The sequence below is a fragment of the Brucella sp. LJL56 genome, from assembly GCF_054871705.1.
This window is the reverse complement of record NZ_JBTXLQ010000007.1, coordinates 132,110-158,312: the sequence shown is the minus strand read 5'-3', so window position 1 is coordinate 158,312 and position 26,203 is coordinate 132,110. Positions and strand designations below refer to the sequence as shown.

Sequence of the window (26,203 nt, the reverse complement as noted above, 5' to 3'; positions counted from 1 at the left end):
ATTCAAGAGGAACAACGCATGCCTGCGACATTGATCATCCCTGGTTACAAGGGATCGGAAGCAGGCCACTGGCAGCGCCAATGGTTGCATGACGATCCGTCAGCATTGCTCGTCGAACAGGACGACTGGCACTATCCGGTACTATCCGACTGGATGTACGCGCTCGAAGCCAAACTCGCCGAAAATCCAGGCGCCGTTCTGGTCGCCCATAGCCTCGGCTGCGCGCTCGTCGCACATCTGGCAAGCCGCCCATCGGCAGCTCACGTGGCGGGCGCTCTTCTCGTTGCACCCGCCGACGCCGAAACCATGACTCGCAAGGACAGCCGTTTCCAGAGTTTCGCCCCGCTCCCGCGCCATGAGCTGGGTTTCCCTTCCATCGTTGTGGCGAGCCGCAACGATGAATATATGAGCTTTGCCAAGGCTGAGGCGCTTTCACATGTGTGGGGATCGGGTTTCGTCGATCTCGGTCATGCCGGCCACATCAACGTAGCAAGCGGCTTCAGTCGTTGGCCGGAGGGAGTTATTCTCGCATCTTCTCTTCACCGCGAACCGGTAAACAACACGCTTTCCCAAGCAGCGTGACCGTGAGAGCGGTTCCAGTCAAATGGAACCGCTCCTGCTCTTTTGTAGTTAAGCGCCTTGCCTATGTTCAAGCAGAACCTTCAAGACAAGCGTCAGAAGAGCGATCAACGCAAGTGTCGAAGCCGCAGCGAAAGCACCTGCGACATTATAGTCATTGAACAGCAGTTCCACCTGAAGCGGCAGCGTGTTGGTCTTGCCGCGGATTGCGCCCGAGACGACCGAAGTTGCTCCGAACTCTCCCATGACACGCGCATTGCAAAGCACGGCGCCGTAGAGCAACGCCCATTTGATATTGGGCAGAGTGACATAGAAGAAGGTCTGCCAGCCATTGGCACCGAGTGTGAGCGCCGCTTCTTCTTCATCGCTCCCCTGCACTTCCATGAGCGGGATCAGTTCACGCGCCACGAAGGGCGATGTTACGAACAGGCTGACAAGAAAAATCGCCGGGACAGTAAACATGATCTTGATGTCGTAGGATTCAAGCAGCGGTCCCAGCAGACCTTGCGATCCATAGAGGAAAAGATAGGTCACACCGGCCACGATGGGCGATACGGAGAATGGTATCTCTACGAAAGTAATCAGCAACCGCCGCCCTGGAAAGCGGAACTTGGTTACAAGCCACGCAACACAGACACCGAAGGCCATATTGATCGGTACCACGACGATAGCCGTGAGAATACTCAGCCAGACCGCATGCAATGTGTCGGGTTTCAATATTTCGCTGAAGAAGACATCGAGACCCTTGCTGAATGCATAGGAGAAGATGATTGCAAGCGGTGCTCCGATGCAGATCACCGACAAGCCCGCCGCCAGCCAGATCAACAGATTGCGCGCTGGTCCGGAGTTTCGCGCCTGTAAACTTGCGCTAGCGTTCTGCATAACGAAGCTGCCTCGCTTGAATGAGGTTTGTCACGAGAAGCATGACGAAAGCTGTAACCAGCATTACAAATGCAAGTGCTGCTGCGGCGGGGTAGTCATATTCATCAAGCCGGATGAAAACGAGCAGCGATGTCACTTCGGTCTCGAAGGGAAGATTGCCCGAGATAAAGACAATCGAACCAAACTCACCGAGACTGCGCGCAAAGGAAAGCGACGAGCCTGCAAGAAAAGCCGGAAAAATGGTCGGCCAGATAATATGGGAGAATATCTGCCAGGAACTGGCTCCGAGGCTGCGAGCGGCCTCTTCCACATCGGCACTCATATCCTCCAACACCGGTTGAACCGTACGAATGACGAATGGGATGCTGGTAAAGAACATCGCAATCATGATGCCAAGCGGTGCGTAGGCAACCTTTATTCCAATTGGTTCGAGGAACCTTCCGAACCATCCATTCTGGGCAAACAAGGTTACGAGTGCCAGACCCGCTATAGCGGTAGGCAAAGCGAAAGGAAGATCGACGGCGGCATCGATCAACCGTTTGCCTGGAAATTCATACCGCGTCAGCACCCAGGCCAGCAGAAGACCGAATAAGCCATTGAACACGGTTGCCACCGCAGCGGTACTCAAGGTGATCTTGTAGGTTGCCAGCGCCCGGTCTGAAGTCACAATGCTCCAGAAGTCGCTCCAGCCCAGACTTGCGGTCTTCAGGATCATGGCCAGCAGTGGCAGGGCCACGATCACCGCCAGATAAAGCAAAGTGCAGCCAAGGGTCAGTCCGAACCCCGGCAGCACAGAATTACGTTTCATGCTTAGAAGCGCCACTGAATTTTTCCGAAAAGCAGGCGATCCCGTCAGGGATCGCCAATTGGCTTTGTTTATTTACCGGTGAAGAGCTGATCGAGCACTCCGCCCTCGGCGAAATGTTCCTTCTGTACCTTCTCCCAGCCGCCAAAAGCATCTTCAACCGTTACGAGACGCACATCAGGATAGATATCCTTGTGCTTTGCAATGACGTCCTTGTCATGCACGCGATTGAAGTTCTGGGCCAGAATCTCCTGGCCTTCCGGGGAATAGAGATAATTCAGATAAGCTTCGGCAATCTTGCGCGATCCACGCTTGTCTACGACCTTATCGACGACCGTAACTGGAAACTCCGCCAGAAGACTGACTTCGGGGACGACGACATCATACTTGTCGGGGCCAAGAACCTTCTCGGTTCCGCGTGTTTCAGCTTCGAAGGTCACCAATACGTCGCCAATCCCACGTTCGGCAAAAGTCGTCGTTGCGCCACGACCACCTGTATCGAACACAGGGACATTCTTGAAAATCTTCCCGATGAATTCGTGTACCTTTGCCTGATCATCCTTGAACGCCTCATTCGCGTAGGCCGTAGCAGCGAGATAGGTATAACGCGCATTGCCCGAAGTCTTCGGGTTCGGGAAGATCACCTTCACGTCGTCACGCGCCAGATCGTCCCAATTCTTGATGTTCTTCGGATTGCCCTCGCGGACAAGGAATGCAGGGAGCGAATAATAAGGAGACGAATTGTTTGGCAGCCGCTGCTGCCAGTCCGCAGGAATCAGATTGCCCTTGTCGTGCAGGACCTGCACGTCGGTCACCTGATTGAACGTAACGACGTCCGCCTCAAGCCCTTCCAGAATCGAACGCGCCTGTTTCGAGGAACCTGCGTGGGATTGATTGACGGTCAAATCTTCGCCGGTCTTCGTCTTCCAATCGGCGATGAAAGCTTTGTTGACCTGCTCGTAAAGTTCCCGCGCAATATCATAGGAAACATTCAAAATTTCCGTCGGCTCCTGCGCGTGAACCGGTGCAGAGCCTAAACCAAGGGCTAGCGCCGCATATAGAATAATTTTTCTCATTAGACCCATCCCCACCGCGCTGTTTGCGAAAAGCGCTCTAATCTGGATTGTTTTCGGAAAACAAATCTAACGAGAGAAGAAACAAAATCAATCTAAATCATTGATTTAAATATATAAACTACTTATCTGGCCGATCATGGAACCTGCACCCAAACCATTTACCGACATGAGAAAATAATTCTCATCTGGAGCAAAACCTTAAAAAGAATACAAAAAGGCAGGAGACTTCCACCCCCTGCCTTCGATAATTTTTCGCCTGTCTGGCTTACCAGAAACCGCGATGCTGCCAGCACCAGAGAAAATTATGCTCGCCACGCTCCAACCGGCTGCGGCGGCGGGCTGCAATCTCTTCTGCATTCAACTTCATCTCGCGCCAAGGCTGCTCCAGAAAGACAGGAACACGCAAAAACGTATTCTTCATTCTCGTAGCGAGCAGTTGAACAGTTCGCTTCATGCCAGGCCTCCTCATTGCGTCACGCTCAAATTTGTCGCGCTTTCGCCGCAACAATGAACGATAGGTTAATTTTGAAGGCTTCCGGGTTTTTGTCAATAACCTACTTATTTTATCGGAGTTAACGATGTGAAATAATTTGCGAGCCAGCCGTAGCGGCCCGCAAATTTATTCCTGTTATTCCTCGTAATCGCTTGAAGGCGTGATACGGACCTTGCCGATGTGACGTCCGTTCATCGACTCGATCCTGAACTCCAGGCCGTCGGCCACAAAGTTTTCGCCTCCCAGCGGCAGATGTCCCAGATGCCAGAGAACATAGCCGGCAAGAGTGGTATAACGATCACCGTCATCCACAAGGTCGCGTTCCAGAAGACCGCTCAACCGGCGGATATCGGTAAACCCGTCCACAAGATAACCGCCCTGCCCGTCCGCCTGCGCGACAGCCGCCTCTTCATCTTCGTCGGGGAATTCGCCAGCAATAGCTTCGAGAACGTCAGTCGGCGTCACGACACCTTCGAAAGAGCCGTGCTCGTCAACAACCACTGCAATCTGTACAGGAGAGTTGCGTAGCTGCTCCATGACGCGCAACACATTGGCATTTTCATGCACGACAAGCGGCTGTTTTACCGTTTTATCCCAGTCGATAGGCTTCCTATCGCCGATATCAAGCAGTAGATCTCTGACCAGTGCCACGCCAACAAACTCATCCACCTGACGGCGTGCAACAATGACGCGCGAATGCGACAGTTTGCGAATGGCCGCATCAAGCTCCGCCTCGTCTTCATCGAGGTCGAGCCATTCGATCTCGTTGCGAGGTGACATGATCGAACGAACCGGCCGATCAGCCAGATCGAGAACGCCACGGATCATCTCTTTTTCTTCCGGGAGAAAAATATCGCTAGCCGCTGTCTGCTGGGCAATCACGTCGACCGTATCGGAGAGCGGATTTTCTCCGCGACTGCCACCGAGCAGACGAAGGACCGCGCCGGCCGTGCGCTCCCGCAGATCGTTGGTGGTTACAAGCTTCTCGCGGTTGCGTCGCGACATCTGGTTGGCCGCTTCGATCAACACCGAGAAGCCGATAGCCGCATAGAGATAGCCCTTTGGAATATGGAAGCCGAAACCTTCGACCACCAGGCTGAAGCCGATCATCATCAGGAAGCCGAGACAGAGGATGACGACGGTGGGGTGCTTGTTGACAAAATCCATCAGCGGCTTGGAAGCAAGCATCATCACGCCAATGGCAATAACGACAGCGATCATCATGACCGGCAGATGCTGAACCATGCCTACAGCAGTGATCACGCTATCCAGCGAGAACACAGCGTCAAGAACGACAATCTGGACGATCACCTGCCAGAACACGGCATGCACGACCTTGGAATTTTTAGGCCCGTGATCACCTTCTAGCCGCTCGTGGAGCTCCATGGTGCCCTTGGCCAGCAGAAACAGACCACCGATCAGCATGATGATGTCTCGGCCTGAGAACGACATACCCATGAGCGAGACCAATGGTTCGCGCAGAGTAACAATCCACGAAATCGAAGCGAGCAGCACCAAACGCATCAAAAGAGCCAGAGTAAGACCGATCAGGCGCGCGCGATTGCGTTGGTGGGGGGGCAGCTTATCAGCCAGAATGGCAATGAAGACGAGATTGTCGATACCGAGAACGATCTCGAGCACCACCAATGTCACCAAACCTATCCAGGCATTGGGGTCGGCAATCCAGTCCATGGACCAGTCCATGATATGTCGGCTCCTTTAAAGATCAGCAGAAACGGAAATTAGAAAATACAGCGCAAGCAATTTGTGGCCCGGCCGCTATTATGCGGGCCAGCCTGATGCAGACGAAGATTGTCGGGAATGGTTCAATACGCGCGAAGTCCGAACACCCCTCCGGGGTACTCGGACTTCGAGAAGACGAATCGTCAGAACTGTCGTCGGGCATTAAGCGCGATGAACCTTATATGGGCGCTTGGGAGGCATGAAGCCTCGGCGACACCGGTTGCCATATGGAACATATGGTTCTGCTATTAAGCAGACCGAAGCCTGCGGCACAAGAGGCCAATCATTCAGCCGGTGAGACGTGAACGCGGCGCTTGCGCTCCCGGCGCGGACGGGCTTTGAAAAAACGCACACCGATGACCGTCGCAATAATGGTGACAATAGTGATTCCGATCACAAACCAGAACATATGATCACCGTCCATCCTGGCGAAAATGCCGGCACCGCGCCCTGCCAGCCAGCCCGGAAGGAACATCAGCGGGGCCCATACCAGCGCAGAGAGAACATTGGCTGTCTGAAAGCGCGTCTGATCCATGGACATCATACCGGCCACCATCGGCACCGTGCAGCGCACAGGACCGAAGAAACGCCCAAGAAACACAGCCGAGAAACCATAGCGACGGAAGAGAAGGCGCGCACGCGCCACGCCGCTACGATGCTTGTTGAGCGGCCACTTGTGAATGATATTGCGGCCAAGCCACCAGCCTAGAAAATAGGAAATGATGTCGCCAATCACAGCGCCAATAATTGCGCCGATGATGACGGGAATGGGTTCAATGATTCCGGCACCCACGAGGCCGCCGATGGCGATCATTATCGGCGTGGCTGGAATGAACATTCCTATAATGGCGAGAGATTCACCGAAGGCGATAATCCCCACGATAGGCCCAGCCCATGCCCGATGATCGGAAATAAACTGTCCGAGATCGCCTATTATACTTTCCATTCCGTCCTCAAATGTCGCGAACCGGATTTTGAAACGATATGAGCCGTTCCTGTTTTCTTCGGCAAGGGCAACCCGGTGCATAAAGCGCCTTGCTCTGATAAGTTTTTGGGGCGGTGTCGGTATCCATGGTTTCAGGACAACTACCAACCGATCAAGTCTTTTATATGCCGTAGCATCTCAGACAAGCATCAAAAATTGATGACATGGCTGCGACATTTGCAGCGTAGTCCTACTCCCTGAACAAAACCTCCCCGCCGGACATATAAGACCAGCATTGCCGAATATGGAGTCCTCTGGTTCCGCTTACAACGCTGGAAACGTGAAAAAATGAATCAAATCAAGAATCTCTCATTCTTGATTCTCCAAAACGCCCTGAACGCCCACAACCAGAATAGGCAATCTAGAAAAAGACACGGGTTACGCGTAAAGATGGAAATCAAAAACCCCCGCATTTCTGGGCTTTCTGCGCAAGATGTCATTTTTTTCCGAAAATTTGCGACTGGAGGCTGGACAGGTTGAAAAGAGGCCGTTATAGAACCGCTCACTTCACCGGGGCCGCTGCCTCGGCAAAGCGAGTGGGTGATTAGCTCAGTTGGTAGAGCAGCTGACTCTTAATCAGCGGGTCGTAGGTTCGATCCCTACATCACCCACCATTTTCTCTTCTGAAAACAAACGCTTCCGCTGATAATAGATCCTGATGGGTCGGACGTACCTTGTCCTAATCCGATCAGATACACGCCGTATCGGCTGCGGGCCTGCTTTCGTTTTCAAGCTCACATCGGCTTTGGCTTTCTAGCTCCCCCCAATACATTACCGATAATTAATTGGCATATTCATATGCGGTTCATCTAAAAAGACAGACATTACTCGCACGCCATTTAGTGGCGCCCCTGTAAAAGAGTAACGGAGTCAAATAACCATGAAATCGAAGACCGCATTTATCGCTGTAATTGCAACATCTTTGCTTGCTGTTCCCGCACTCGCACAAGACAATAGCGATGCAAATACTGATAAACCGGCAGCAGAGACGACCGTTGCCCCACACAAAGATATGAAGGGCCAGCGAGGCCCTGTCGATCTTGAGAAATTCTCGCGTATGGATGACCTCAAGGCCGCCGACACCAATGGCGATGGCGTTCTTTCTCGAGACGAAATCGAAGCATTGGCGCTCAAGCGCGTCGTGAGCCGTGCAGCCGATCGCATGGAACGTCGCCTTGATGTTAATGGCGATGGCAAGGTCACGCTGGCGGAAGTCGAAAACCAACGCAAGAAGGAATTCGCTGCACTGGATCGGAATGAGGATGGCAAGGTCGACCGCAGCGAAATGCGCGCCGCAAAGATGTACCATCACGCAAAAGGCTCACACCATAAGGGTCCGCATCGGATGGGCAGCCACAAAGGCGGCGAGCACAAAGGCCTGATGAAGGGTCAGGCAGAGAAGCCACAGGAATAAATCTGAAATAAGAACCCGGGCTCAATGCCCGGGTTTTTATGCGTCAATATCAACGGCACCACTCAGGAGCGGATAACGCCTTTCTTGAAGATGATATTGCCGTAAAGCCGCTTCTCACCGGTACGAATGATAGCGAAGGCGTCACGAGCGCGGTGATAAAAAGCAAATCTCTCAACCGGATCGACGGAAATCTTCCGGCCTTCCGCCTTCTCTATCACCCTTTCAAATTCCTTGAAAATCGCTGGCGTTTCATTGGGCGCCTGCATGACAGCGGCTGGCTTGTCGACAAAATCGTCCAAAGGCAGCAGCGACAGCACAGCTTCAGCCATATCGGTCGCGCTGATTCCCGGAAAATCCAGCACATGCACACCGGAGGACTGCGCCGGGTAATTGGCGTCGACAATCACGAGATCGTCCCCGTGTCCCATATTTGCAAGGACCTCGAGCAGCGAACCGGTCAGCAATGGATTGATATTCTTCAACATAAGAAGTCAGTTCCCATAAAAATTCCGTCGCCTCACACTAGAGCATTTTCGGCAAAAGTGCGAAGCGGTTTTGCGTGGGATAATGCGCAAAAACAAAAAGATAGAGCGGTTCCATGATTCAGTTTCAACCGGAACCGCTCTGAGCAACTCGCTTTCATTATCGCAAGGTTGAAGCGCAACTTCGCGATCAGGAGGACAAACGACCTTATTTGGTTGTCGGGTCCAGCTTGTCGCGCAACCAATCACCCACAAAGCTGATCGACAGCGTTGTGAACATGATTACGAATGACGGCGCGAGCATGATCCACGGTGCGCGGGTAAGATATTCACGACCATAACCGACCATGTTGCCAAGGCTGGTCATTGGTGGCTGCACACCCAATCCCAGAAACGAAAGACTGCTTTCGAGGAGAATAATTTCCGGGAATGTCAGCGTCATGGAAACAATCAGCGTCGAAGCAATATTCGGCAAGATATGCTTGAGATAAACGCGTGACGGCGTTGCGCCGAGTTGGGTAACCGCTGCAGCATAGCCTTGCGCATTCGCCGAAACAGCCAGTCCGCGTGCGATACGGGCATAACGTTCCCAACCATAAAAGCCCATAAGGCAGGTCAATAGCAGAAGTGAGCTACCGAAGAATGCAAGTACGGCAAGCGACAGGATCAGGAATGGAAGTGCCGCCTGAAAATCAGCCAGCATGACGACAACCTGCTCTATGGCACCGCGAAAATACGCTGCGAGAAAACCGAGCGTCGTTCCGAATACCGCAGAGATAATCGTCGCGCCGAAAGCGATGAGCAACGAAATGCGAATGGACTCGATCAGGCGTGAAAGCACATCACGTCCCAGCTCGTCGGTACCCAGCCAGTGTTGCGGATTTCCCGGCAGTGCAAGGCGGTTTTTAAGATCGAAAGCTGTGATATTATAGGGCTTTATCCAATCCCCGGTCAAAGCAATCAGGATCATTGCCACGATCCAGATAAAGCCGATGATGACCATAAGCGGAATGCGCGAACGACCCATTCTCGGTTGCGCTGAAACAGCGGCTGTATTGGCGGTTACATCCGTCATCGGTCCAACCTCACGCCTTGCCCTGCGTCTGACGAAGACGCGGATCGAGATAACCATAGAGAAGATCAACGATGAAATTGGAGATCACCATCGTCACTGCCACCAGAAGCAATATGCATTGCACGATAGCGAGATCGCGATTAGCAACCGAAACCACGAGCAATCTGCCCACACCCGGCCAGGAAAAGAGCGATTCAACGACCACTGCACCTGCAATCAGCGACCCCATCATGAAACCTACGATAGTGACGATTGGAATAGCCGCGTTGGGTAGTGCATGCCGCCAAACGACATTCCGCCAGGACACACCTTTTGCACTCGCCGTACGGATATAAGGCTGCCCCAGAATCTCGATCATCGCGCTGCGGGAGAAACGCGCCAGAATCGCGGCGCCACCAAGCCCCATAGTGATGATGGGTAGAATGGCATGCATCCAGCTATCCTGTCCGCCAGAGGGCAACCATCCCAGCGAAACCGAGAAAACCAGCACGAGAAGCAGCCCTAAAACGAAGCTCGGCAAAGTGAACCCGATGACGGCGGTCGCCATAACCGCCCGGTCAATAGCACTGTTGCGATGCAGTGCAGCATAAATACCGGCGGGAATACCCAGTCCAAGCTTGATCAGAAGTGCCGGTATCGTCAATTGGAGGGTCGCCGGAATGCGTTCGACCACAAGTGCAATTGCCGATTGGCCGTCGCGCATGGATATTCCAAGGTCACCACGCGCGATAGCTCCGAAATAACGCAGATATTGCTGCCAGAGCGGATCGTCGAGCCCCCAGTTCTTCCGGAAAGCAGCTATCGCTTCTGGCGGAGCGTCCGGTCCCATGATGATCTGGGCCGGATCCCCGGACATGCGCAACACGATAAAAGCAAATGTCACCACAAGCAGAATGGTCACAAATGCCCGAAACCCGCGAACCATCAAAAATCTAAGCATGAATATCGTCCGTCTGCAGGGTTCCGGCAAAGTGGCAAGCCACTTTGCCTCCCGCTGGCATGTCGAGGAGTTCCGGTGTCTCGTTGCTGCAGCGCTGAGCGGCAAAACGACAGCGTGGATGAAAGGCGCAGCCATTGGGACGTGCTGCGGGATTAGGCGGCTCTCCCTGCAGGATGATACGGTCACTGAGAGGGATCCCAGCGACGGGAACACTGGACACGAGTGCCTGCGTATAGGGGTGAAGCGGTCGGGCAAAAATCTCGTCCGAAGATGCCTCTTCTACGATACGGCCCAGATACATGACCGCTACACGATCTGCGATGTTACGCACTACCTTCAGATCATGGCTGATGAACACCATGGCAATGCCTTCGCGCTCCTGCAAATCCCGCAAGAGATTCACAACTTGCGCCTGAATGGAAACATCCAGCGCCGATACGGGTTCGTCGCAGACAATGAGTTGCGGTTTACACGCGATGGCTCGAGCGATGACAACACGCTGACGCTGTCCGCCCGAAAGCTCGTGAGGATAGCGCAAAGCCTGATCCGGGCGAAGCCCAACCGCTCGCATCAGTTCCGCGACACGGGCTCTTTGCTCACTGGGGGTTCCAATTCCGTGTATTTCCAGCGGTTCAGCAATCTGACGACCAATAGGAATCCGCCGGTCCAGAGCAGCCAGCGGATCCTGATAGACGAGCTGCATGCGCGCTCTCAATGCCCGCCAGCTCGCAGTTTTTTGCGGAGGCAAAGCCGAGCCTTCGAAAGTAACTTCTCCTTCGCTGGGATCTTCCAGACCGAGAAGCAAACGCCCGGTTGTCGACTTACCGGACCCGGATTCTCCCACAATTCCCAGTGTCATCGCCGGAGCAACCGATATCGAGAGTCCGTCGACAGCGCGCACAGCAACCGGTTGGGCGAAAAAACCCTTGCGCGACGTATAGGTTTTGACGAGGTCGCGAGCTTCGATGAGAACGGCGGTCATTGTGCTATTGCCCTTGTGCTCGCTGGGATCGAAATATGGTCACCCATGGATGACGGCAAATGCGACGATGCCGGATAGGGATGAAAACAGGCGACGGCGCGCCCCTCACCAGCATCATCCTGCGGAACACCCAGCCTTGGCAGGCTACGTGCGCAGAGATCCGTGGCGCTCAAACAGCGTGGAGAAAACGCACAACCTGACGGAAGCTTGCCGGGTTCTGGCACTGTACCCTCGATAGGGATCAGACGACTGCGTCCACCGTCGAGACTAGGAATGGAATCAAACAGGCCGTGCGTATAGGGATGGCGCGGAGCGGCAAAAAGCGCTTCGGTCCGCGCCTGTTCGACAATGCGTCCGGCATACATGACGGAAACTCGTTCGCAAATTTGCGAAACGGCACCAAGATCATGGCTGATAAAGACCACCGCCATGCCTGTTTCGGCGCGCAAGGCGGCCAGCAGATCGAGAATCTGAGCCTGAATCGTCGCATCCAGTGCCGTCGTGGGCTCGTCAGCGATAAGGATATCAGGATTGCCAGCAAGCGCCATGGCGATCATCAAACGCTGGTTTTGACCACCGGAAAACTCGTGCGGATAATTATCAATACGGCGACGTGCATCGGGAATTCCAACCAGTTCCATCAACCGTAGAGCTTCTGCTCGGACGGACGGCCCCTTGATATTACGATGAAGTCGCACAGCCTCCTCGATCTGGCGCCCAACCCGGATAACCGGGTTCAAGGAACTCGACGGGTCCTGAAAGATCATCGCAATACGGCCACCGCGAATGTTTTCGAGCGTACCGCGCGACGCAGTGAGCAATTCTGTTCCCTCAAGAAGAACGCTACCGGAGATAGCCGCCTTCTTCGGCAGAAGACCGAGCGCCGCAAGCCAGGTCACAGATTTACCGCAGCCGGATTCACCGACAAGTCCCACGGCTTCGCCTCGTTCAATCGAGAGGTCGATACCATGCAGAACCAGTACGCCATCAAAGGCTACCTTGAGATTGGAAATTTCGACCAGCGGCATCACGCAATCCTTCTGGTTCATTCACAGTTGCGGGGCTCGAAACCCCAAAGGAAAAGCAAGCCCGATTGAACCGGGCTCGCTTTTACAAATGGATCAGGCCCAGTTGTTCTTGCGGAAGTCCATTGCGAAAGCGGGCGCAGCCTTCCACTTCAATGACTTCGGCTTGGCGGTGAAAGTCGCATTCTGATGGAGGACCGTGTAAGCGGGGTCTTCCCGTTCGCAGATTTCCAGCATCCGCTTGAATGCTTCCTTGCGCTTGGCATGATCGGTGCTGGTTTCCAGAATGACTGAGAGCTTGTTGGCTTCCTCATTCGTCCACTCGCCAACCTGTTGCTGCTGACCGTTCGGACCATGCTGGCTGACGATAGAAGAAACCGGATCGTTGAACGGTGCCGAGTTGGACCAATCACGCACCGCACGGCTCGGGCTCTTTTCCAGAACCTGTTGCCAGTTTTCCTGCATCTGTATTTCGACGTTCAGGCCGACCTGGTTCCACATCTCGACAAGGACCTGCGCCGTCGGCGTCTGGTTCGTGTAGTAGTTATTGAGCAGGCGATATGGGATCGCATCGCCCTTGTAACCGGCTTCCTTCAGAAGCTGTTTGGCGAGATCAGGGTTATATTCCGGAACATTCCAGCCCTGAACGAACATATCACCATAGTAGTCCCACTGGAGTCCCGCCGGAACGACTGTACGTCCGACCCACAGCGAATCCACGATAGCCTGACGATCGATCGCGTGGGTGAATGCGCGACGCACCAACGGATTTTCCAACTGAGGATGGAACTTGTCGAATACGGTCAAACGATGGTTGAGGATCGTGCCACCTTGAACTTCGAAAGCATCATTCTTTTCGATGCCTTCGATCTGATCTGGTGGAATATCGCAAGCAAACTGGTATTCGCCAGAGAGCAGACCATTGATGCGGGACGCAACTTCCGGCACTTCGATGAAGCGGATCTGCTTCAGCGGCGGGCGTCCGCCCCAATATTCGTCATGAGCTTCGAGTACCAGCATATTGTCCGGCTTGAACTCTACAACCTTGTAAGGCCCGGTGGTAACCGGCTTGCGCGCCCAGTCGAGATAGCTCGGCGACTCTTCCCAACCACGACGGCTCATGATCTGGCTACCGTAACGGGAGATGCGGCCTTCCATCGTGACGTCTGGCGTACCGTTCTTGAAGCGCACCGTGTATTTGTCGACTACTTCGACACCGAGAAGCGCCGGCCACGAGCGGCGTGCCGTTGCGGGCACTTCAAGCGGCAACTCCTTGCTTTCGCGACCGAGCGGGTTTTTCTCCGAGACATATATTGTCTTGCCTTCGGCTGGCTGAGTGTCACCGAACATACGTTCTTTGCCAAAAGTGAAGGCAACGTCTTCGGCGGTCATCTCGTCACCGTTGTGGAACTTCACACCTTGCCGGAGCTTCAGTTCAACGGTCTTGTCGTCAATGCGGGTCCATTCGGTCGCAAGACCTGGCACCGCTGAAAGACCACCCAGCCAATCCCGGTCGATCAGCGCTTCCCAGAGGCTGGAGAAGAAAACACGTTCACCCACATTCGACTGTTCACGAAGGACGTCGAGCGTATTGCTATTTGCCACCTTCTGGACAGCAATGGTGATCGATGGGCGATTGTCAGCCTGTGCGATTGCAAAGCGCGGTAGGATGAGCGAACCGGCAGCACCGGCTGAAAGGCCGAGCATCCCGCGTCGGGTCAGATTGATCATTTGGTTGCTCCTGAGATCAATGGTTGCGCGTTGTCAGCCCTTGCGGGCCAGATCTGTAGTGGGTGAGTGTCCGATCGGCATGAGACAGCCGCCACGACAGGGCCTTCTGGGCGTAGTCGCGAACGAGAACCGCATAAGCGGGGTCTTCAGCCAGATTGTTGAATTCGTGCGGGTCTGCCCTCATGTCAAAGAACAGCGGCGGCAGGGCCGCAAAATGCACATACTTGTAGTTTTCGTCTTCGATCACGCAGAGGCTGCAATCATCCTGCGAAAGCTGCACCGAGTTCTGTGGCTGATCGTAGAAGACGTCGCGGAAGTCGAACTCGTAATGCAGTTCCGTGCGCCAATCGGTGGGTTTCCCCTCGCCCAGAAACGGCAGTAGCGAACGTCCGTCGCAGGCGCGTGGCGTTTCCCCACCCAGCCACTCGAGGATGGTCGGCATGACATCGATGCTTTCGGAAAAGCCATCTTCGATCTGGCCAGCGTGGCGGTTCTGTCCTGCTTCCTTTATGACCAAAGGAATGCGAAAGCTCTCGGTGTTATAACCAATCTTGCCGAGTAGGTGATGATCGCCGAGCTGCTCGCCATGGTCGCTGGTGAAGATGATCAGTGTGTCGTCCCACTGACCAGTTTCATCAAGGTAAGCGAAGACCCGACCCAGACAATCGTCGATTTCCGTGATCAGGCCGCAGTACGTGGCCCGCATCTGGCGAATCTCGCCCTCGTCCAGCGTTGCACCCGAACCTTCCGCTCCATGAAAGAACGAACCGCGTCTGATGTGATCGATATAATGCTTCATAAGCGGATGCTGCGCCGCTTCGGCATCTGGATTGTCCGCACGGACGGGTGCCGGCATATCTTCTGCCTTGTACATTGCATGATAAGGCGCAGAGGCGACAAACGGCGGATGCGGGCGATAATAGCCGAGATGCAGGAAGAAAGGCTTGCCATCCCTCCCCTTAAGATAGGTCAGCGCGCGTTCGGTGAAGAATGTAGAATCCGAAAATTCCTTCGGGATCCGCGATGGCTTGTCGGTAGCACCGGGAACAGAATGCTCGCCTTCCGGCAGCCAGATATCTTCGCGATTCTCCGGCAGTTCAAAGCCGTTCTGAGCCACCCAGCCGAAATATCCGTCCATATTGGGCTCGAATGCGCCCACAGAGCGAAACCCGTCCATGATATCGCCCAGAACCGTAAAACGCGGATCTCTGTGGGACGTCGAACGCGGATCAGGTGTCGTCGTTGTGTAACCGATGAGCGCGGGATCGTAGCCGATGGCGCGGAGAGCTTTGCCGAGATTCAAATGGCGCTGATCAAGCGGAACCGTGTTCTGCACTGCCCGATGGTTCATCAGGTAGAGCCCCGTAAGCAGGCTTGCTCTTGCCGGGCCACACGGCACGCAGGTCGTGACGTGATTACGGAAGGTCAAGCCTTCCCGGCAAAGGCGATCAAGATTGAGAGTTTCGAGGAAGGGTTCGCGACCCTCAGCCCGCATCAGGTGAGGGATAAAATCTGCTCGCCATTGATCAACGACGATAAGCAGGACATTTTTTCTGGTCATGTTGGCCTCGTTATTTCCGAGGCTTACTAGAACCCTTATATATCAAGGGCATGACCCTTGTGTAATGTTTTGGTGAAGCTCTGATTACAGAAAACGCCGGCCAAGGGCCGGCGTTTCGCTTGGATCAATCGAATAGTCGATTATTCCGCCTTGGCTTCGATATCGACTTTGTCGAGCAGCAAGATTGGATCCTGCGATGCAGCTACCATTTCGAGAGCGCCAATTCCCTTTTCAGCCTTCGACTTCACAGTGAGCTCGAAAATGTTCGGCTTTGCGAGGAAGGTAGAAAACGCCGTCGCAACATCCTGCAACTGTGGCTGGTCCACTGCCAGCTCTTGCAGAGAGGCGGCAGCCATCAGAGACATCGCGCTACGCACTTCATCTTCCGACATATCTTTTTCTTTGGCATAAGTCTTGATAGCCTTGGAGATGATGCCCTTTTCCTCAATTTTCAGGTTTACCTGCTTGGCCTTGAGCCCAAGCAGAGCGACCTGCATCATCACCTTGTCGCCAGAAAAGAATTCCTTCGTCAGACCGCCCATCAAACCTGACATGGATACGGCACCCATATCCTTGCCGCTGATCGAGATGTCCTTGATGATCAGATTCTGGTTTGCTTCATCCCAGCTTGCCTCAAAGTTTGACGACATGGTGAGACTATCATAGCCAAGTGCCCGAAGCTGCTGGTAAAACTCGTCATCAGCCTGTGTCGGCACCTTGAGCGACATATCTTCATAAGCGATACGCACATCGGTCGGAATACCGTTGTAAGGCTTGTTGAGAGCTACTTCGTAGCTCTTCATGGCAAACTGAATGCGTTCAGGCAGCGAAGGAACCGACGGCTCTTCGGTTATAGCCTGATCTCCATCGTCCGCGTCTTCCTCGCTTGCATCCACATCTTCAGACTTTTCATATGGCAGATCGGCGTCGATCCCCACTACCTTAAGTGTGCCGAATTCCGGAAGCATGGTCGTGAAAGGGAAGTTTTCAACTTCTTCTTCATTCAACGCCGCAAACTTTTTCAGAGCTTCAACTGAAGTCGCCCAGGAGAAGCCCTTCAAGGAAGCTTCCTCCATCTTCATGTAGTCCTGACCTTCGGAGAAGGCCAAGCCCTTAATGGTCGCATCCATTTTCTGATTGTCGAAAGCAACTGCGACGCGTTCGATACCGCCCTTGCCCTTCGATGCATCAGTTGGCTCGATCTTCATGCCAAGCATTTCAACATCGCCCTTGCCGATGGTGTCGAACAGTGAGCTCACCTGAAGAATAAGCTCGCGTGTTTCCTCCGGTGAAAGTTCGTCTGCATTTTCGAGAGACTGTAGCTTCTCCAAGGTTTCGGTGAACGGCACGGCAGGCATACGAGCCGTGAAGCCATTGCTGCGAATTTCATCATAGCTGAAGCTCGCATCCTTCGTCTTCATGACGATATTCTTCGCCGAGAAAGGACCGTAGACGGGCTTTGCTTCCTTGTCGTCCGGGCCTGCCTTTTCGGTATAGAGACGGGCGAGGAAGACACCATCAATGTCCTTGCCCTCTGCGGCACCCATGGTACCAGTCATCTTGTCCGCGACTTTTTCACCGTCTTCGCCAGGCACCTGGATCGTGAAGTCAAAAGCCGTGCCGCCCACTGTATAACGAGCAACCTTACCGAGGTTGATATCTTCCAGCGCAACGTCCTTGTAGACGATGTTCTGTTCGTTATTCGCAACCGTTTGAACGACCTTGATTTCTTGCGCAGTCAGGCGCTTTGCCGAGAAACGACCAACGCGCTCTGGCAGTGTCAGACCGCTATTACCGAATGTGTCCTTCAGCATGGCGGTATCGAAATTAGCGTCTTCGATTGCCACGCTTGGAATGGAAATCTTGTAGTTTCCAATTTCTGTATCAATGCCCGACGCATTCAGCATGCCGGTGAGGAACAGAAACTTGGGGCGACCATCTACCGAGGCAATACGAACGTTGGAACCATCCTTCAACGGCAACGTCACGTCGCGCAGGTGAATACGTCCGAGAAAATCTGCCTCAACCGAAGAGGCCTTGCCGCCACGCTTTTCAAGCTGCGATGTAATGGTCTTCTCAAGTGTGATCTTGTATCCGGTCAAACCGGCTGCAGCGATGGCGATTACCGCAACTGCCGCCCACAGTGCCTTGCGTCCACCCTTACGGGTTCCGTTCTTTGCCTGCTCCACGATGCTGGTCCTTTCAGCGCAAATTAAAACGGTGTCTGTGCAAGCCATTGCCAGAGCGAATTCGCTGACGAAAGGGAGGCTTCGACATCGCGTAAATACGGCTGAAACAACTGCTTAAAACACACAGCCTGAATCGGTCAGGCAGGCAGATGCTCTAACTACCTGAAATTGCAAGCGCAAGCAGGATCGCAAAAGTTTCTCACAATATTTTACAGTTTGCTCAAGCAATACTCGAGCAAAGCAACGGGCAAGGCATTCATATTCTCGATGAAATATCTACGGATTCATTTCAGCTATTGAACCGGTTACTATCCCTCTCAATCAAACATAGAGATACTGTCAGCCGCTCAAAGCGGCTGATCGGGATGCGGAGATGAACCGTAGGCTCCCCAAATGGATTGATCGAAGTTCACGATGGCGCCGGTCATCAAACCGGACTCTTCCGAGGCCAGAAATGCTATTGCACGTGCAACCTCGCTCGGATCGATCAGCCTGCCGAAAGGCTGACTTCGAGCCGCTTCATCAAGCCAATTCTCCGGCGCATTGTGAAACTCGTGTTGAATGCGGTCTTCGCCATCCGATGCCATCCAGCCGATGTTCAGACTATTGATGCGGATACGATTGCGCAGAACCGAATAGGCTACATTACGGGTCAGCGTGTCCAGCGCCCCCTTGGAAGCACAATACGCTGCAATGAAGGGCTGACCGCCCATGGACGACATCGAGGAAATATTGACAATCGTTCCCTCGACCTTATCGCGCCGGAATAGCTTAATTGCTTCTTGAATAAGGAAGAATGGCGCCCGCGTATTCACCGCAAACAAACGGTCGAACAATTCCGGGTTCGTGTCGAGAATGGTGCCGCGATCCGTCAGACCAGCAGCATTTACGAGAACATCGAGCCTTCCAAAGGCACGGTTGGCTTCCAAAATGATCTTGCGGCAGTCTTCCACCTTCTCAAGATCAGCCTGCACGAAGACGGCTCTGGCTCCGAGATTTGCCAGTTGATCGACTTGTGCTTGTCCTTTTTCAGCCGAACGCCCGCATATCACGAGGCCTTCAGCACCCCTTTCTGCAAATAGTTTCGCTGTCGCTGCTCCAAGCCCCTGCGTGCTTCCGGTGATGACAGCAACTTTTCCGTTGAATTGTCCGTCCATTCTGCGCTCCGAAATTCAAGAGCATTTCCAGCAAAAGTGCGAAGCGGTTTTGCGTCGGATAATGCGTGAAAAGAAAAAGATAGAGCGGTTCCACGATTCAGTTTCAACCGGAACCGCTTCTAGTCAAACCCTGCCACCCAGTTCGGCAGTCAGATCAGCCAGTTCCTGTCCGCCCGCCATGAGGCTTTGTAATTCATCCATGTCCACATCGTTCTTCGTGCGCGTTCCAAGCGTCACACCGCGATTGAGAACTGTAAACTTGTCGCCGACAGCATGAGCATGACGAACATTGTGCGTGATGAAGATCACACCAAGCCCGCGGGAGCGCACGAGATTGATATATTTGAGAACCATGGCCGTCTGCCGCACACCCAGCGCAGAAGTCGGTTCGTCGAGGATCAGCACTTTTGCGCCAAAATAAACGGCACGGGCAATCGCAACGCATTGGCGCTCACCGCCGGAAAGCGTTCCAACAGCCTGCTGCGGATCACGGACATCGATCCCGATTTTTCGCATTTCTTCGCGCGTTACTTCTTCGGCCTGCTGCGTGTCGAACCAGCGGAACGGTCCAACACCCTTTGTCGGCTCGCGTCCAAGAAAGAAATTGCGCATGACAGACATCAGCGGGATCATCGCAAGATCCTGATAGACCGTCGCAATGCCATGATCGAGCGCACCGCGTGGGCTTTTGAAGATGACCGGCTTTCCTTCGACCAGAAAGTCACCGCTCGTCGGCTTGTGAACCCCGGAAAGCGTCTTGATCAAGGTCGATTTACCGGCACCATTATCGCCAAGTAGGCAATGGACCTGTCCCGGCTCGACGCTCAGCGAGACGCCGTTCAATGCAATGACCGGGCCGAAATGTTTAACGAGATTGCGGACTTCGATGATGGGTGTCGTCATGGCAAATCTCCCTCTCAGCGCTCGCCGGTAGCGCGCTTGCGAATGAAATTATTGAAGAGCACCGCGATCAGAAGCATTCCTCCCAGGAAGACCAGATACCAATCCTGGTCGATCTGGGTATAGGTCAGCCCAATCAACACCATGCCGAAGATGATTGCGCCGAAGAATGCGCCAATTGCAGAACCATAGCCCCCGGTCAGCAGACAGCCGCCAATGACCGCAGCGATAATCGCCTCAAACTCCTTCTGGAAGCCACGGCGCGCATCGGTTGAACCCGCATCAAGAACGGTAAGGATAGCTACTAATGCCGCAGCCATGGCTGTGCACATGAACAACGTGGTCTTGACGCGACGCACGGGCACACCGGAATTGCGAGCAGCCAGAGCGTCGCCACCTGCGGCGAAAATCCAGTTGCCGAAGCGCGTACGCACCAGCACATAGGTTGCAATAAGCGCGATGGCGATGAACCACAAAACTTCGACTGGCACGCCTTTCACCGAAGGCTCACCATTGGGGAATTTGTCAATCAGGTCATTCTCAGCCATCCAGGCGAAAAATCCCTGAAACGCATCACCGGAAAAAAGCCCGGCAAGATAACTGCCTGCAACGGCTTCCTTGACACCACGCAACTGCGTAGCGCCGCCTGTTGCCCATTTCAGCCCGACCAACGACAGGCCGCGCAGAATGAACAGGAAAGCGAGCGTTACGATAAAAGATGGCAAGCCGGTCCGGATTACAATCTGGGCATTCACCACCCCCACGAATGCGGCAAACAGCAGAGTAACGATGATGGCCACGCCAAGCGGCACCTGCCAGACGACCAGGGCAGCGGCAAAGATCAGGCCTGCAAAAGCCACCATCGACCCGATGGAAAGATCGAACTCACCGCCGATCATGAGAAGTGCCGCAGCAACCGCCAGAATGCCGAGCTGCGAAGCGGGAGCCATGAAGTTCATAATGCCGGCTGCGGTAAACATAGCCGGATTGGCAACTGAGACGAAAAAGATCGTAATAAGGATAAGGCCGGAAACTGCTCCTAATTCGGGCCTGCTCAGGAGCCGTTGCAATGGGCTCGCCGACTGAAGTCGCTCATCCTTCGATAGCGCCGCCGTGCCGGCCTTTTCATGGGGAAGTGGCTCACTCATGATCTTCTCCTGATTCATTCTGGGCACAGAGACCCGTTCCCGCCCATTTTCATGGGCGGGTTCGATATCAGATGGCCTAAATGATGCTTACCGGATGCCCTTGGCCGAAAGTTCCACGACCTGCTTGGCCTTATCCTTGGTGATAAGGTTCGGGCCAGATGGAACATTGCCACCCGGCATCAGACCGTATTTCGCATTAAGTGCGAGGAACGATACCGGCAGATAGCCTTGCAAGAACTGCTGCTGGTCGATGGCGAAGTCTGCCTGTCCCTTTTCAACAGCCTCCAGGAAGCCAGCCGACATATCGAACGTCGCAACGTGGATTCCGCTGCGACCGCTTTCGGCGGCGGCTTTCACGGCCGGTTCACCTGCCAGTGTCGCATTGAGCGTCAGGATTGTGTCGACGGCAGCATCAGATGCCAGAGCAGCGCGAACCTTGGCTTCGTTTTCAGCAGGATCGGTCGATGTCGGCAGAACCGTTACATCACCAAAGCCCTCCTTGAAGCCTGCGCAGCGCTGATCGAGCGAGACGTTACCCACTTCCTGGTTGACGCAAATGCCCTTCTTGCCGCCAGCATTCTTCAATGCTTCACCTGCGACCTTACCGGCATCGAACTCATCCTGACCGACATGCAGCAGAGCGCCGAGCTTCTTCGAGGCATCGGAACCGGAATTCATGGAAATGACGGGAATACCGGCTGCTACAGCACGCTGGATCGACGGTCCAAGCGCATCCGCATCTGGAATGGAAACCACAATACCCTGCGGCTTCTGATTGATCGCGGCGTCGATAAGCTGGGCCATCTGCACCATGTCAAAGGTTTCCGGTGCACGATAATCGACCTTCGCGCCCGTATCCTTTGCCGCTTCGGCGACGCCGTTCTTGACGACAGACCAGAACGGATCCGATGCCTGACCGTGACTGACGACAACGATATTAATATCGGCCGCGTGTGCAGCGAAAGACGCAGCCAGCAACGCCACCCCGGCCACTGCCGATTTCAATAGAGATTGCATGTTCACTCCTCCCTTGTCCGGCACTCCCCGCCGGTTTGCGTTAACGCTTTACCTTCCGCCTGCTGTATTCCGGCGCTCCTCCAAGCGTTTTACCCGTGAACACATGCAGATCGTGGATCTTTTCAATAGAATGAAACATTCATAACAAGTTCTCGTAGAATTATAATTCCATTTCTGATAGCTCATGTCAATCGCATAAGCTGCCGACAATATGCTTATTTCCCAAAGGAGTTGCGCAGCGCCAAACGCTTCGACCATCGTTTCTGGAGGAATGACAATGGCTGATAGAGCTGAGGTTGTGGTGGCGGGCTTGATCGGGTCCGGCTTCATGGGCAAGACGCACGCCCTTGCGCTCGCTAACGTCAATCGCGTTTTCGACCTACCTATCGATGTGCAGCTTCACACATTGGCCGATGTGAATTCTGAAACGGCGTCAAAAGCCGCAAAACAACTGGGATTTGCAAATGCCACTGGAGATTGGCGGGAATTGATCACCAACCGGGATATCAATCTCATCGACATCACGACGCCAAACCGGTTTCACAGGGAAATGGCGCTCGCCGCCATTGAAGCGGGTAAACACGTTTATTGCGAAAAGCCGCTTGCACCCACCGCTGCCGAGTGCCTCGAAATGACGCTCGCCGCAGAACGGCAAGGTGTTCAGACAGCCGTTGGGTTCAACTATCTGAAAAACCCGATGATAAAACTGGCCAAGGAAATCATCGACAGCGGAGAGCTAGGTGAAATTCGCAGTTTTCGCGGTATTCATGTCGAAGATTTCATGGCCGATGCCCGCATTCCGTGGACCTGGCGGCTCGATCCGGCAGGTGGGGGCGGAGCATTAGCCGATATCGGCAGTCACATCATTGCCGCCGCGCGCTATCTCGTTGGGCCGATAACAACGGTCATGGGAGACGCCGTCACCATCATCAATGAACGCCCAGATAGTTTGAACCTTTCGCAGATGAAACCCGTGGAAACAGACGATGTCTGCCGCGCTTTCGTGCGTTTTGAAAACGGGGCAACGGGCACAATCGAAGCGAGCTGGATCGCCAGCGGTCGCAAGATGCAGCACGATTTCGAGATTTCCGGATCGAAAGGTTCCCTGTTCTTTTCGCAGGAACGCTTCAACGAACTCGACCTGTTTCTCTTTTCCGACAAAAAGGGACAACAGGGCTTCCGCAAGATCTTCGCAGGTCCGGAACACGAACCCTATGGCGCATTCTGCGTAGCGGGTGGCCACCAGATCGGCTTCAACGATCTGAAGACGATTGAAGTCCGTGACTTTCTGCTTGCCATTGCTGGACAGAAGAATAATCACGCCGATTTTCGCGAAGGATATGAAGTCCAGAAGACTGTGGAAACGATCTATACCTCTTCCCGCGCGCGCCAGTGGAAAAATATCTAGCTTATACGTGAGGTCGGATGGACGATGAACTCGCCGTCCACCATCATGATTTTCGCTTTTATACCGTAGACGTCGTGCAACAGTTGCGGCGTGAGCACTTCCGTCGGCTTGCCATCTGCAACGATATGTCCCTTGTCGAGCAGAATAAGGCGTGTGCAATGCTGTGCCGCAAGGCTCAACTCATGCAATGAGGCGACGACAGTGCGGCCCTCTTGCGCAAGTTCGGCGAAACTTTGCATCAATCCAAGCTGGTGAGATGGGTCAAGTCCAGCGACTGGCTCATCAGCGAGTATTACGGGCGTATCCTGCGCCAGAACGCGCGCAATAAGCACGCGTGCCCGCTCTCCGCCGGAAAGTTGCATCGCCGACCTGTCCCGAAATCGCGCGACGTCCATACGCTGCATTGCCGTCTCGATAAGCGCTGCATCTTGCGCACTCAGGCTCGCAAATACCGGCTTCAGCGCGGAGCGACCCAGCGAAACGAGCATTTCGACCGAAACCGGCCACGCAACATCACGATCCTGCGGCAGATATGCAAGATTCTGCACTTTCGTCGAAGCACTCGTCTGCCGCAAATCATCCCCGTCGAGGGAAATTTCCCCTCTGGATGCGACAAGTCCAAGAATGGCGCGCAACAATGTCGTCTTCCCGGCACCATTGGGTCCGATCAGTCCGATGAATTCACCGCCATGAATATTGAAACTTGCGTCGCTGAGTGCTGCCTTCCCGCCGAGCGAAACGGAAAGATTTTTTACCGAAAGCGAAGTCATATGAGCTGCCTCCGATATTTGAATACAAGCCACAGAAAGAATGGTGCGCCAATGATTGCCGTCAGAACGCCCAGTTTCAGTTCACGTCCCGGCATGACGACACGCACCAATACGTCTGCCGCCAACAATAGGGCAGCCCCGCCGAAACCGCTGGCAACCAGCAATCGTGACGGACGTGCACCGACAAGCGGCCGCAGAAGATGAGGAACCACCAAACCCACAAAACCGATTGCACCGGCAACAGCGGTGGAGGCACCCACGCAGGCCGCGGTGCCCAGCACGGCAAAAAGCTGCACACGAGCCAGATTGACGCCCATCGTTGCCGCAGCATCGGCCCCCAGTGTCAGACTGTCGAGTGACCGCCCGAGTGCCAGAAGCATCACCCAGCCAATGAGGATGAACGGTGCGGCGAGAACCACATGCGTCATCGATCTGTCCGCCAGCGATCCGAGCATCCAGAAGACGATTTCCATTGCGGCAAATGGGTTGGGCGACAGGTTCAGCGCCAGCGCCGTCAATGCACCGGCGAGACTGGTCACCGCGACACCGGCCAATATGACCGCAAGCGTACCAGCATTGCGCCCCGCCAGAAGCTTGACGAGAAACACCGACACAAAGGCACCTGCAAGCGCGAGGAGCGGCAAAGCCAGCGGGAACAGAAGCGAGAGACCGCTATAAATAGCAATAACAGCACCGAATGACGCGGATGCACTCACACCAAGCAGGCCGGGTTCCGCAAGTGGATTGCGCAGGTAACCCTGCAAGGCAGCACCGGACAAACCAAGAGAAGCGCCGATGAGGAGCGCGAGCAGTGCCCGCGGCAGGCGGATTTCGCGCATGACCAGTACGATCATCTCGCTGTCATCGCCGAAAAGCGCCCTGAGGCTGTCGGTCATACCGATCGCAGCAGGCCCCGTCAGCAACGAAACGATGAAAAGCAAAGCCACAAGCATGGCCAGTCCGACGAGCAGAAGATAGAAGCGGTTCCGTTCAGTCACGCGCCGCCTCCGCAAGTTCTGCCACAGCTTCGACGCTGAATGGACCACCGCAAACCGTCAGATTATCCGCTATCGTCACTGGCCTCGCCTGTTTTTCAAGCGCCTGTAACGCTGGATGTTCAAAATTCTCGAAAGCCAGCGCAGGTGCACGATCTCTTGAACTACGCACCAGGATATCCGGCTTTTCGAGCAGCAGCTTTTCCAAGGGCAACGGAGCAGAACCACTGACGCCCACCCTATCGGCCAGATTATCAAGCCCGGCAAGATGCACAGCCTCATCAACCAGTGTTCCCCGACCTGACGTGTAACTGTTGGCATAATAAAGCGCGACCGTCTTGCGGCGAGCTGGAGGGCGAATTGCCGCCAAAGCAGCTTTCATTTTATCGACTTCCGAGCTCGCTTCCGCCTGTCTTCCGAGCAACTCACCCATGCGACGCAGATGATCTTCTATATCGTCGAACGAACGGGCGGGCGCGAACTCTTCCACACGGACACCCAGTCTGCGCAACAGCCCCACCGTTGCCCTTGACGAGAATGTTCCGGCCAGCACAAGATCAGGTTTCATCAGAAAAACTTCTTCTGCCTGCGCATGATTGACCGTCAACTTCCGGGCTTTCGCAGCCATGACGGACAGTTCCGGGTCCTGCGACAGATAGGAAACCGACTGCAACTGCCCCTTGCTCGCCAGTAGCAATGCGAGTTGATCGGTACATACATTGATGGAAACGACGCGTTGGGGGATTTCCACTGCGTCTGCTGAATTTCGAACAAAAAGGGCCAGCCCAACCGCAAGGCAGAAGCTGGTGATCCATTCTACGGATGCCCTTTTCATTCTCTGTGCAG

At 54.3% G+C, this 26,203-nt stretch carries 24 protein-coding genes and 1 tRNA gene; 4 read left to right on the top strand and 21 right to left on the bottom strand.

Annotated features, from left to right (window positions below):
- Positions 1-18 precede the first annotated feature (18 nt).
- Positions 19-582, top strand: coding sequence for an alpha/beta hydrolase (locus tag ACYSN1_RS17835; RefSeq protein ID WP_140022160.1), 564 nt, complete (start codon positions 19-21; stop codon positions 580-582).
- Positions 583-630: 48 nt separating this feature from the next.
- Here the strand turns inward: ACYSN1_RS17835 and cysW are convergent, their stop codons facing one another.
- The 6 genes from cysW to ACYSN1_RS17805 all read right to left on the bottom strand — a co-directional run bounded on the left by cysW (position 631) and on the right by ACYSN1_RS17805 (position 6,524).
- Complete coding sequence (cysW, locus tag ACYSN1_RS17830; protein WP_461726910.1) at positions 631-1,461, bottom strand: sulfate ABC transporter permease subunit CysW; 831 nt, start codon at positions 1,459-1,461, stop codon at positions 631-633.
- A complete protein-coding gene (cysT, locus tag ACYSN1_RS17825) occupies positions 1,448-2,269 on the bottom strand; it encodes a sulfate ABC transporter permease subunit CysT (RefSeq protein ID WP_461726909.1) in 822 nt (273 codons plus the stop codon). The genes cysW and cysT overlap by 14 nt, the downstream gene beginning before the upstream one ends.
- A 68-nt stretch (positions 2,270-2,337) precedes the next feature.
- Positions 2,338-3,342, bottom strand: coding sequence for a sulfate ABC transporter substrate-binding protein (locus tag ACYSN1_RS17820; RefSeq protein WP_461726908.1), 1,005 nt, complete (start codon positions 3,340-3,342; stop codon positions 2,338-2,340).
- Between the two features lie 265 nt (positions 3,343-3,607).
- Positions 3,608-3,796, bottom strand: coding sequence for a hypothetical protein (locus tag ACYSN1_RS17815; protein WP_140022156.1), 189 nt, complete (start codon positions 3,794-3,796; stop codon positions 3,608-3,610).
- A 174-nt stretch (positions 3,797-3,970) separates the two neighbouring features.
- A complete protein-coding gene (locus ACYSN1_RS17810) occupies positions 3,971-5,539 on the bottom strand; it encodes a TerC family protein (RefSeq protein ID WP_461726907.1) in 1,569 nt (522 codons plus the stop codon).
- 322 nt (positions 5,540-5,861) lie between these two features.
- On the bottom strand, positions 5,862-6,524 hold the full coding sequence (locus tag ACYSN1_RS17805) for a DedA family protein (protein WP_140022154.1): 663 nt from the start codon (positions 6,522-6,524) through the stop codon (positions 5,862-5,864).
- A gap of 577 nt (positions 6,525-7,101) precedes the next feature.
- Here ACYSN1_RS17805 and ACYSN1_RS17800 point away from each other — a divergent pair.
- Together ACYSN1_RS17800 and ACYSN1_RS17795 are read left to right on the top strand one after the other, a co-directional pair.
- Positions 7,102-7,177, top strand: a tRNA-Lys gene (locus ACYSN1_RS17800).
- Positions 7,178-7,443: 266 nt separating this feature from the next.
- Complete coding sequence (locus ACYSN1_RS17795) at positions 7,444-7,977, top strand: EF-hand domain-containing protein (protein ID WP_461726906.1); 534 nt, start codon at positions 7,444-7,446, stop codon at positions 7,975-7,977.
- A gap of 62 nt (positions 7,978-8,039) precedes the next feature.
- Here the strand turns inward: ACYSN1_RS17795 and ACYSN1_RS17790 are convergent, their stop codons facing one another.
- From ACYSN1_RS17790 to ACYSN1_RS17735, 12 genes are all read right to left on the bottom strand, one after another.
- The gene (locus tag ACYSN1_RS17790) at positions 8,040-8,462 is read right to left on the bottom strand and encodes an RbsD/FucU family protein (RefSeq protein WP_461726905.1); all 423 of its coding nucleotides are present in this window, start codon (positions 8,460-8,462) and stop codon (positions 8,040-8,042) included.
- Positions 8,463-8,667: 205 nt separating this feature from the next.
- Positions 8,668-9,534, bottom strand: coding sequence for an ABC transporter permease (locus tag ACYSN1_RS17785; RefSeq protein ID WP_461726904.1), 867 nt, complete (start codon positions 9,532-9,534; stop codon positions 8,668-8,670).
- Between the two features lie 10 nt (positions 9,535-9,544).
- Positions 9,545-10,474, bottom strand: a complete 930-nt coding sequence (locus tag ACYSN1_RS17780) for an ABC transporter permease (RefSeq protein WP_461726903.1) — start codon at positions 10,472-10,474, stop codon at positions 9,545-9,547.
- On the bottom strand, positions 10,467-11,456 hold the full coding sequence (locus ACYSN1_RS17775; protein ID WP_461726902.1) for an ABC transporter ATP-binding protein: 990 nt from the start codon (positions 11,454-11,456) through the stop codon (positions 10,467-10,469). The genes ACYSN1_RS17780 and ACYSN1_RS17775 overlap by 8 nt, the downstream gene beginning before the upstream one ends.
- Positions 11,453-12,505, bottom strand: coding sequence for an ABC transporter ATP-binding protein (locus ACYSN1_RS17770; protein ID WP_461726901.1), 1,053 nt, complete (start codon positions 12,503-12,505; stop codon positions 11,453-11,455). The genes ACYSN1_RS17775 and ACYSN1_RS17770 overlap by 4 nt, the downstream gene beginning before the upstream one ends.
- A 72-nt stretch (positions 12,506-12,577) precedes the next feature.
- A complete protein-coding gene (locus ACYSN1_RS17765) occupies positions 12,578-14,212 on the bottom strand; it encodes an ABC transporter substrate-binding protein (RefSeq protein WP_461726900.1) in 1,635 nt (544 codons plus the stop codon).
- A gap of 16 nt (positions 14,213-14,228) precedes the next feature.
- Positions 14,229-15,773, bottom strand: a complete 1,545-nt coding sequence (pehA, locus tag ACYSN1_RS17760; protein ID WP_461726899.1) for a phosphoric/sulfuric ester hydrolase PehA — start codon at positions 15,771-15,773, stop codon at positions 14,229-14,231.
- Positions 15,774-15,913: 140 nt separating this feature from the next.
- Positions 15,914-17,962: a hypothetical protein gene (locus tag ACYSN1_RS17755; RefSeq protein WP_461726898.1), complete on the bottom strand. Its 2,049-nt coding sequence runs from the start codon at positions 17,960-17,962 to the stop codon at positions 15,914-15,916.
- Positions 17,963-18,309: 347 nt separating this feature from the next.
- Positions 18,310-19,119, bottom strand: a complete 810-nt coding sequence (locus ACYSN1_RS17750; protein ID WP_461726897.1) for an SDR family oxidoreductase — start codon at positions 19,117-19,119, stop codon at positions 18,310-18,312.
- 123 nt (positions 19,120-19,242) lie between these two features.
- Entirely contained in the window at positions 19,243-20,022 is a 780-nt protein-coding gene (locus ACYSN1_RS17745) for an ATP-binding cassette domain-containing protein (protein ID WP_461726896.1), read from the bottom strand.
- Between the two features lie 14 nt (positions 20,023-20,036).
- Positions 20,037-21,167, bottom strand: coding sequence for an ABC transporter permease (locus tag ACYSN1_RS17740; protein ID WP_461726895.1), 1,131 nt, complete (start codon positions 21,165-21,167; stop codon positions 20,037-20,039).
- An 87-nt stretch (positions 21,168-21,254) separates the two neighbouring features.
- Positions 21,255-22,184 (bottom strand): sugar ABC transporter substrate-binding protein, encoded by a 930-nt coding sequence (locus tag ACYSN1_RS17735; protein WP_012091817.1) that lies wholly within the window; start codon positions 22,182-22,184, stop codon positions 21,255-21,257.
- A gap of 277 nt (positions 22,185-22,461) precedes the next feature.
- Between ACYSN1_RS17735 and ACYSN1_RS17730 the strand changes: the two genes are divergently transcribed.
- Positions 22,462-23,592, top strand: a complete 1,131-nt coding sequence (locus ACYSN1_RS17730) for a Gfo/Idh/MocA family protein (protein WP_461726894.1) — start codon at positions 22,462-22,464, stop codon at positions 23,590-23,592.
- On the opposite strand, the gene ACYSN1_RS17725 is transcribed toward ACYSN1_RS17730, so the two are convergent.
- The 3 genes from ACYSN1_RS17725 to ACYSN1_RS17715 are packed head-to-tail and all read right to left on the bottom strand — an operon-like array spanning position 23,589 to position 26,192.
- Positions 23,589-24,362 (bottom strand): ABC transporter ATP-binding protein, encoded by a 774-nt coding sequence (locus ACYSN1_RS17725; protein ID WP_461726893.1) that lies wholly within the window; start codon positions 24,360-24,362, stop codon positions 23,589-23,591. The two genes, ACYSN1_RS17730 and ACYSN1_RS17725, sit on opposite strands and share 4 nt — an antisense overlap.
- Positions 24,359-25,360 carry a FecCD family ABC transporter permease gene (locus ACYSN1_RS17720; RefSeq protein ID WP_461726892.1) on the bottom strand — a complete coding sequence of 334 codons (1,002 nt, stop codon included), beginning with the start codon at positions 25,358-25,360 and terminating at the stop codon, positions 24,359-24,361. The genes ACYSN1_RS17725 and ACYSN1_RS17720 overlap by 4 nt, the downstream gene beginning before the upstream one ends.
- The gene (locus ACYSN1_RS17715; RefSeq protein ID WP_461726891.1) at positions 25,353-26,192 is read right to left on the bottom strand and encodes an ABC transporter substrate-binding protein; all 840 of its coding nucleotides are present in this window, start codon (positions 26,190-26,192) and stop codon (positions 25,353-25,355) included. The genes ACYSN1_RS17720 and ACYSN1_RS17715 overlap by 8 nt, the downstream gene beginning before the upstream one ends.
- Positions 26,193-26,203: the final 11 nt, after the last annotated feature.

Excerpts from the sequence above, each read along its gene's own strand:
- ACYSN1_RS17835 (WP_140022160.1), top strand. The coding sequence starts at position 19 with ATGCCTGCGACATTGATCATCCCTGGTTACAAGGGATCGGAAGCAGGC.
- cysW (WP_461726910.1), bottom strand. The coding sequence starts at position 1,461 with ATGCAGAACGCTAGCGCAAGTTTACAGGCGCGAAACTCCGGACCAGCG.
- cysT (WP_461726909.1), bottom strand. The coding sequence starts at position 2,269 with ATGAAACGTAATTCTGTGCTGCCGGGGTTCGGACTGACCCTTGGCTGC.
- ACYSN1_RS17820 (WP_461726908.1), bottom strand. The coding sequence starts at position 3,342 with ATGAGAAAAATTATTCTATATGCGGCGCTAGCCCTTGGTTTAGGCTCT.
- ACYSN1_RS17815 (WP_140022156.1), bottom strand. The coding sequence starts at position 3,796 with ATGAAGCGAACTGTTCAACTGCTCGCTACGAGAATGAAGAATACGTTT.
- ACYSN1_RS17810 (WP_461726907.1), bottom strand. The coding sequence starts at position 5,539 with ATGGACTGGTCCATGGACTGGATTGCCGACCCCAATGCCTGGATAGGT.
- ACYSN1_RS17805 (WP_140022154.1), bottom strand. The coding sequence starts at position 6,524 with ATGGAAAGTATAATAGGCGATCTCGGACAGTTTATTTCCGATCATCGG.
- ACYSN1_RS17795 (WP_461726906.1), top strand. The coding sequence starts at position 7,444 with ATGAAATCGAAGACCGCATTTATCGCTGTAATTGCAACATCTTTGCTT.
- ACYSN1_RS17790 (WP_461726905.1), bottom strand. The coding sequence starts at position 8,462 with ATGTTGAAGAATATCAATCCATTGCTGACCGGTTCGCTGCTCGAGGTC.
- ACYSN1_RS17785 (WP_461726904.1), bottom strand. The coding sequence starts at position 9,534 with ATGACGGATGTAACCGCCAATACAGCCGCTGTTTCAGCGCAACCGAGA.
- ACYSN1_RS17780 (WP_461726903.1), bottom strand. The coding sequence starts at position 10,474 with ATGCTTAGATTTTTGATGGTTCGCGGGTTTCGGGCATTTGTGACCATT.
- ACYSN1_RS17775 (WP_461726902.1), bottom strand. The coding sequence starts at position 11,456 with ATGACCGCCGTTCTCATCGAAGCTCGCGACCTCGTCAAAACCTATACG.
- ACYSN1_RS17770 (WP_461726901.1), bottom strand. The coding sequence starts at position 12,505 with ATGAACCAGAAGGATTGCGTGATGCCGCTGGTCGAAATTTCCAATCTC.
- ACYSN1_RS17765 (WP_461726900.1), bottom strand. The coding sequence starts at position 14,212 with ATGATCAATCTGACCCGACGCGGGATGCTCGGCCTTTCAGCCGGTGCT.
- pehA (WP_461726899.1), bottom strand. The coding sequence starts at position 15,773 with ATGACCAGAAAAAATGTCCTGCTTATCGTCGTTGATCAATGGCGAGCA.
- ACYSN1_RS17750 (WP_461726897.1), bottom strand. The coding sequence starts at position 19,119 with ATGGACGGACAATTCAACGGAAAAGTTGCTGTCATCACCGGAAGCACG.
- ACYSN1_RS17745 (WP_461726896.1), bottom strand. The coding sequence starts at position 20,022 with ATGACGACACCCATCATCGAAGTCCGCAATCTCGTTAAACATTTCGGC.
- ACYSN1_RS17740 (WP_461726895.1), bottom strand. The coding sequence starts at position 21,167 with ATGAGTGAGCCACTTCCCCATGAAAAGGCCGGCACGGCGGCGCTATCG.
- ACYSN1_RS17735 (WP_012091817.1), bottom strand. The coding sequence starts at position 22,184 with ATGCAATCTCTATTGAAATCGGCAGTGGCCGGGGTGGCGTTGCTGGCT.
- ACYSN1_RS17730 (WP_461726894.1), top strand. The coding sequence starts at position 22,462 with ATGGCTGATAGAGCTGAGGTTGTGGTGGCGGGCTTGATCGGGTCCGGC.
- ACYSN1_RS17725 (WP_461726893.1), bottom strand. The coding sequence starts at position 24,362 with ATGACTTCGCTTTCGGTAAAAAATCTTTCCGTTTCGCTCGGCGGGAAG.
- ACYSN1_RS17715 (WP_461726891.1), bottom strand. The coding sequence starts at position 26,192 with ATGAAAAGGGCATCCGTAGAATGGATCACCAGCTTCTGCCTTGCGGTT.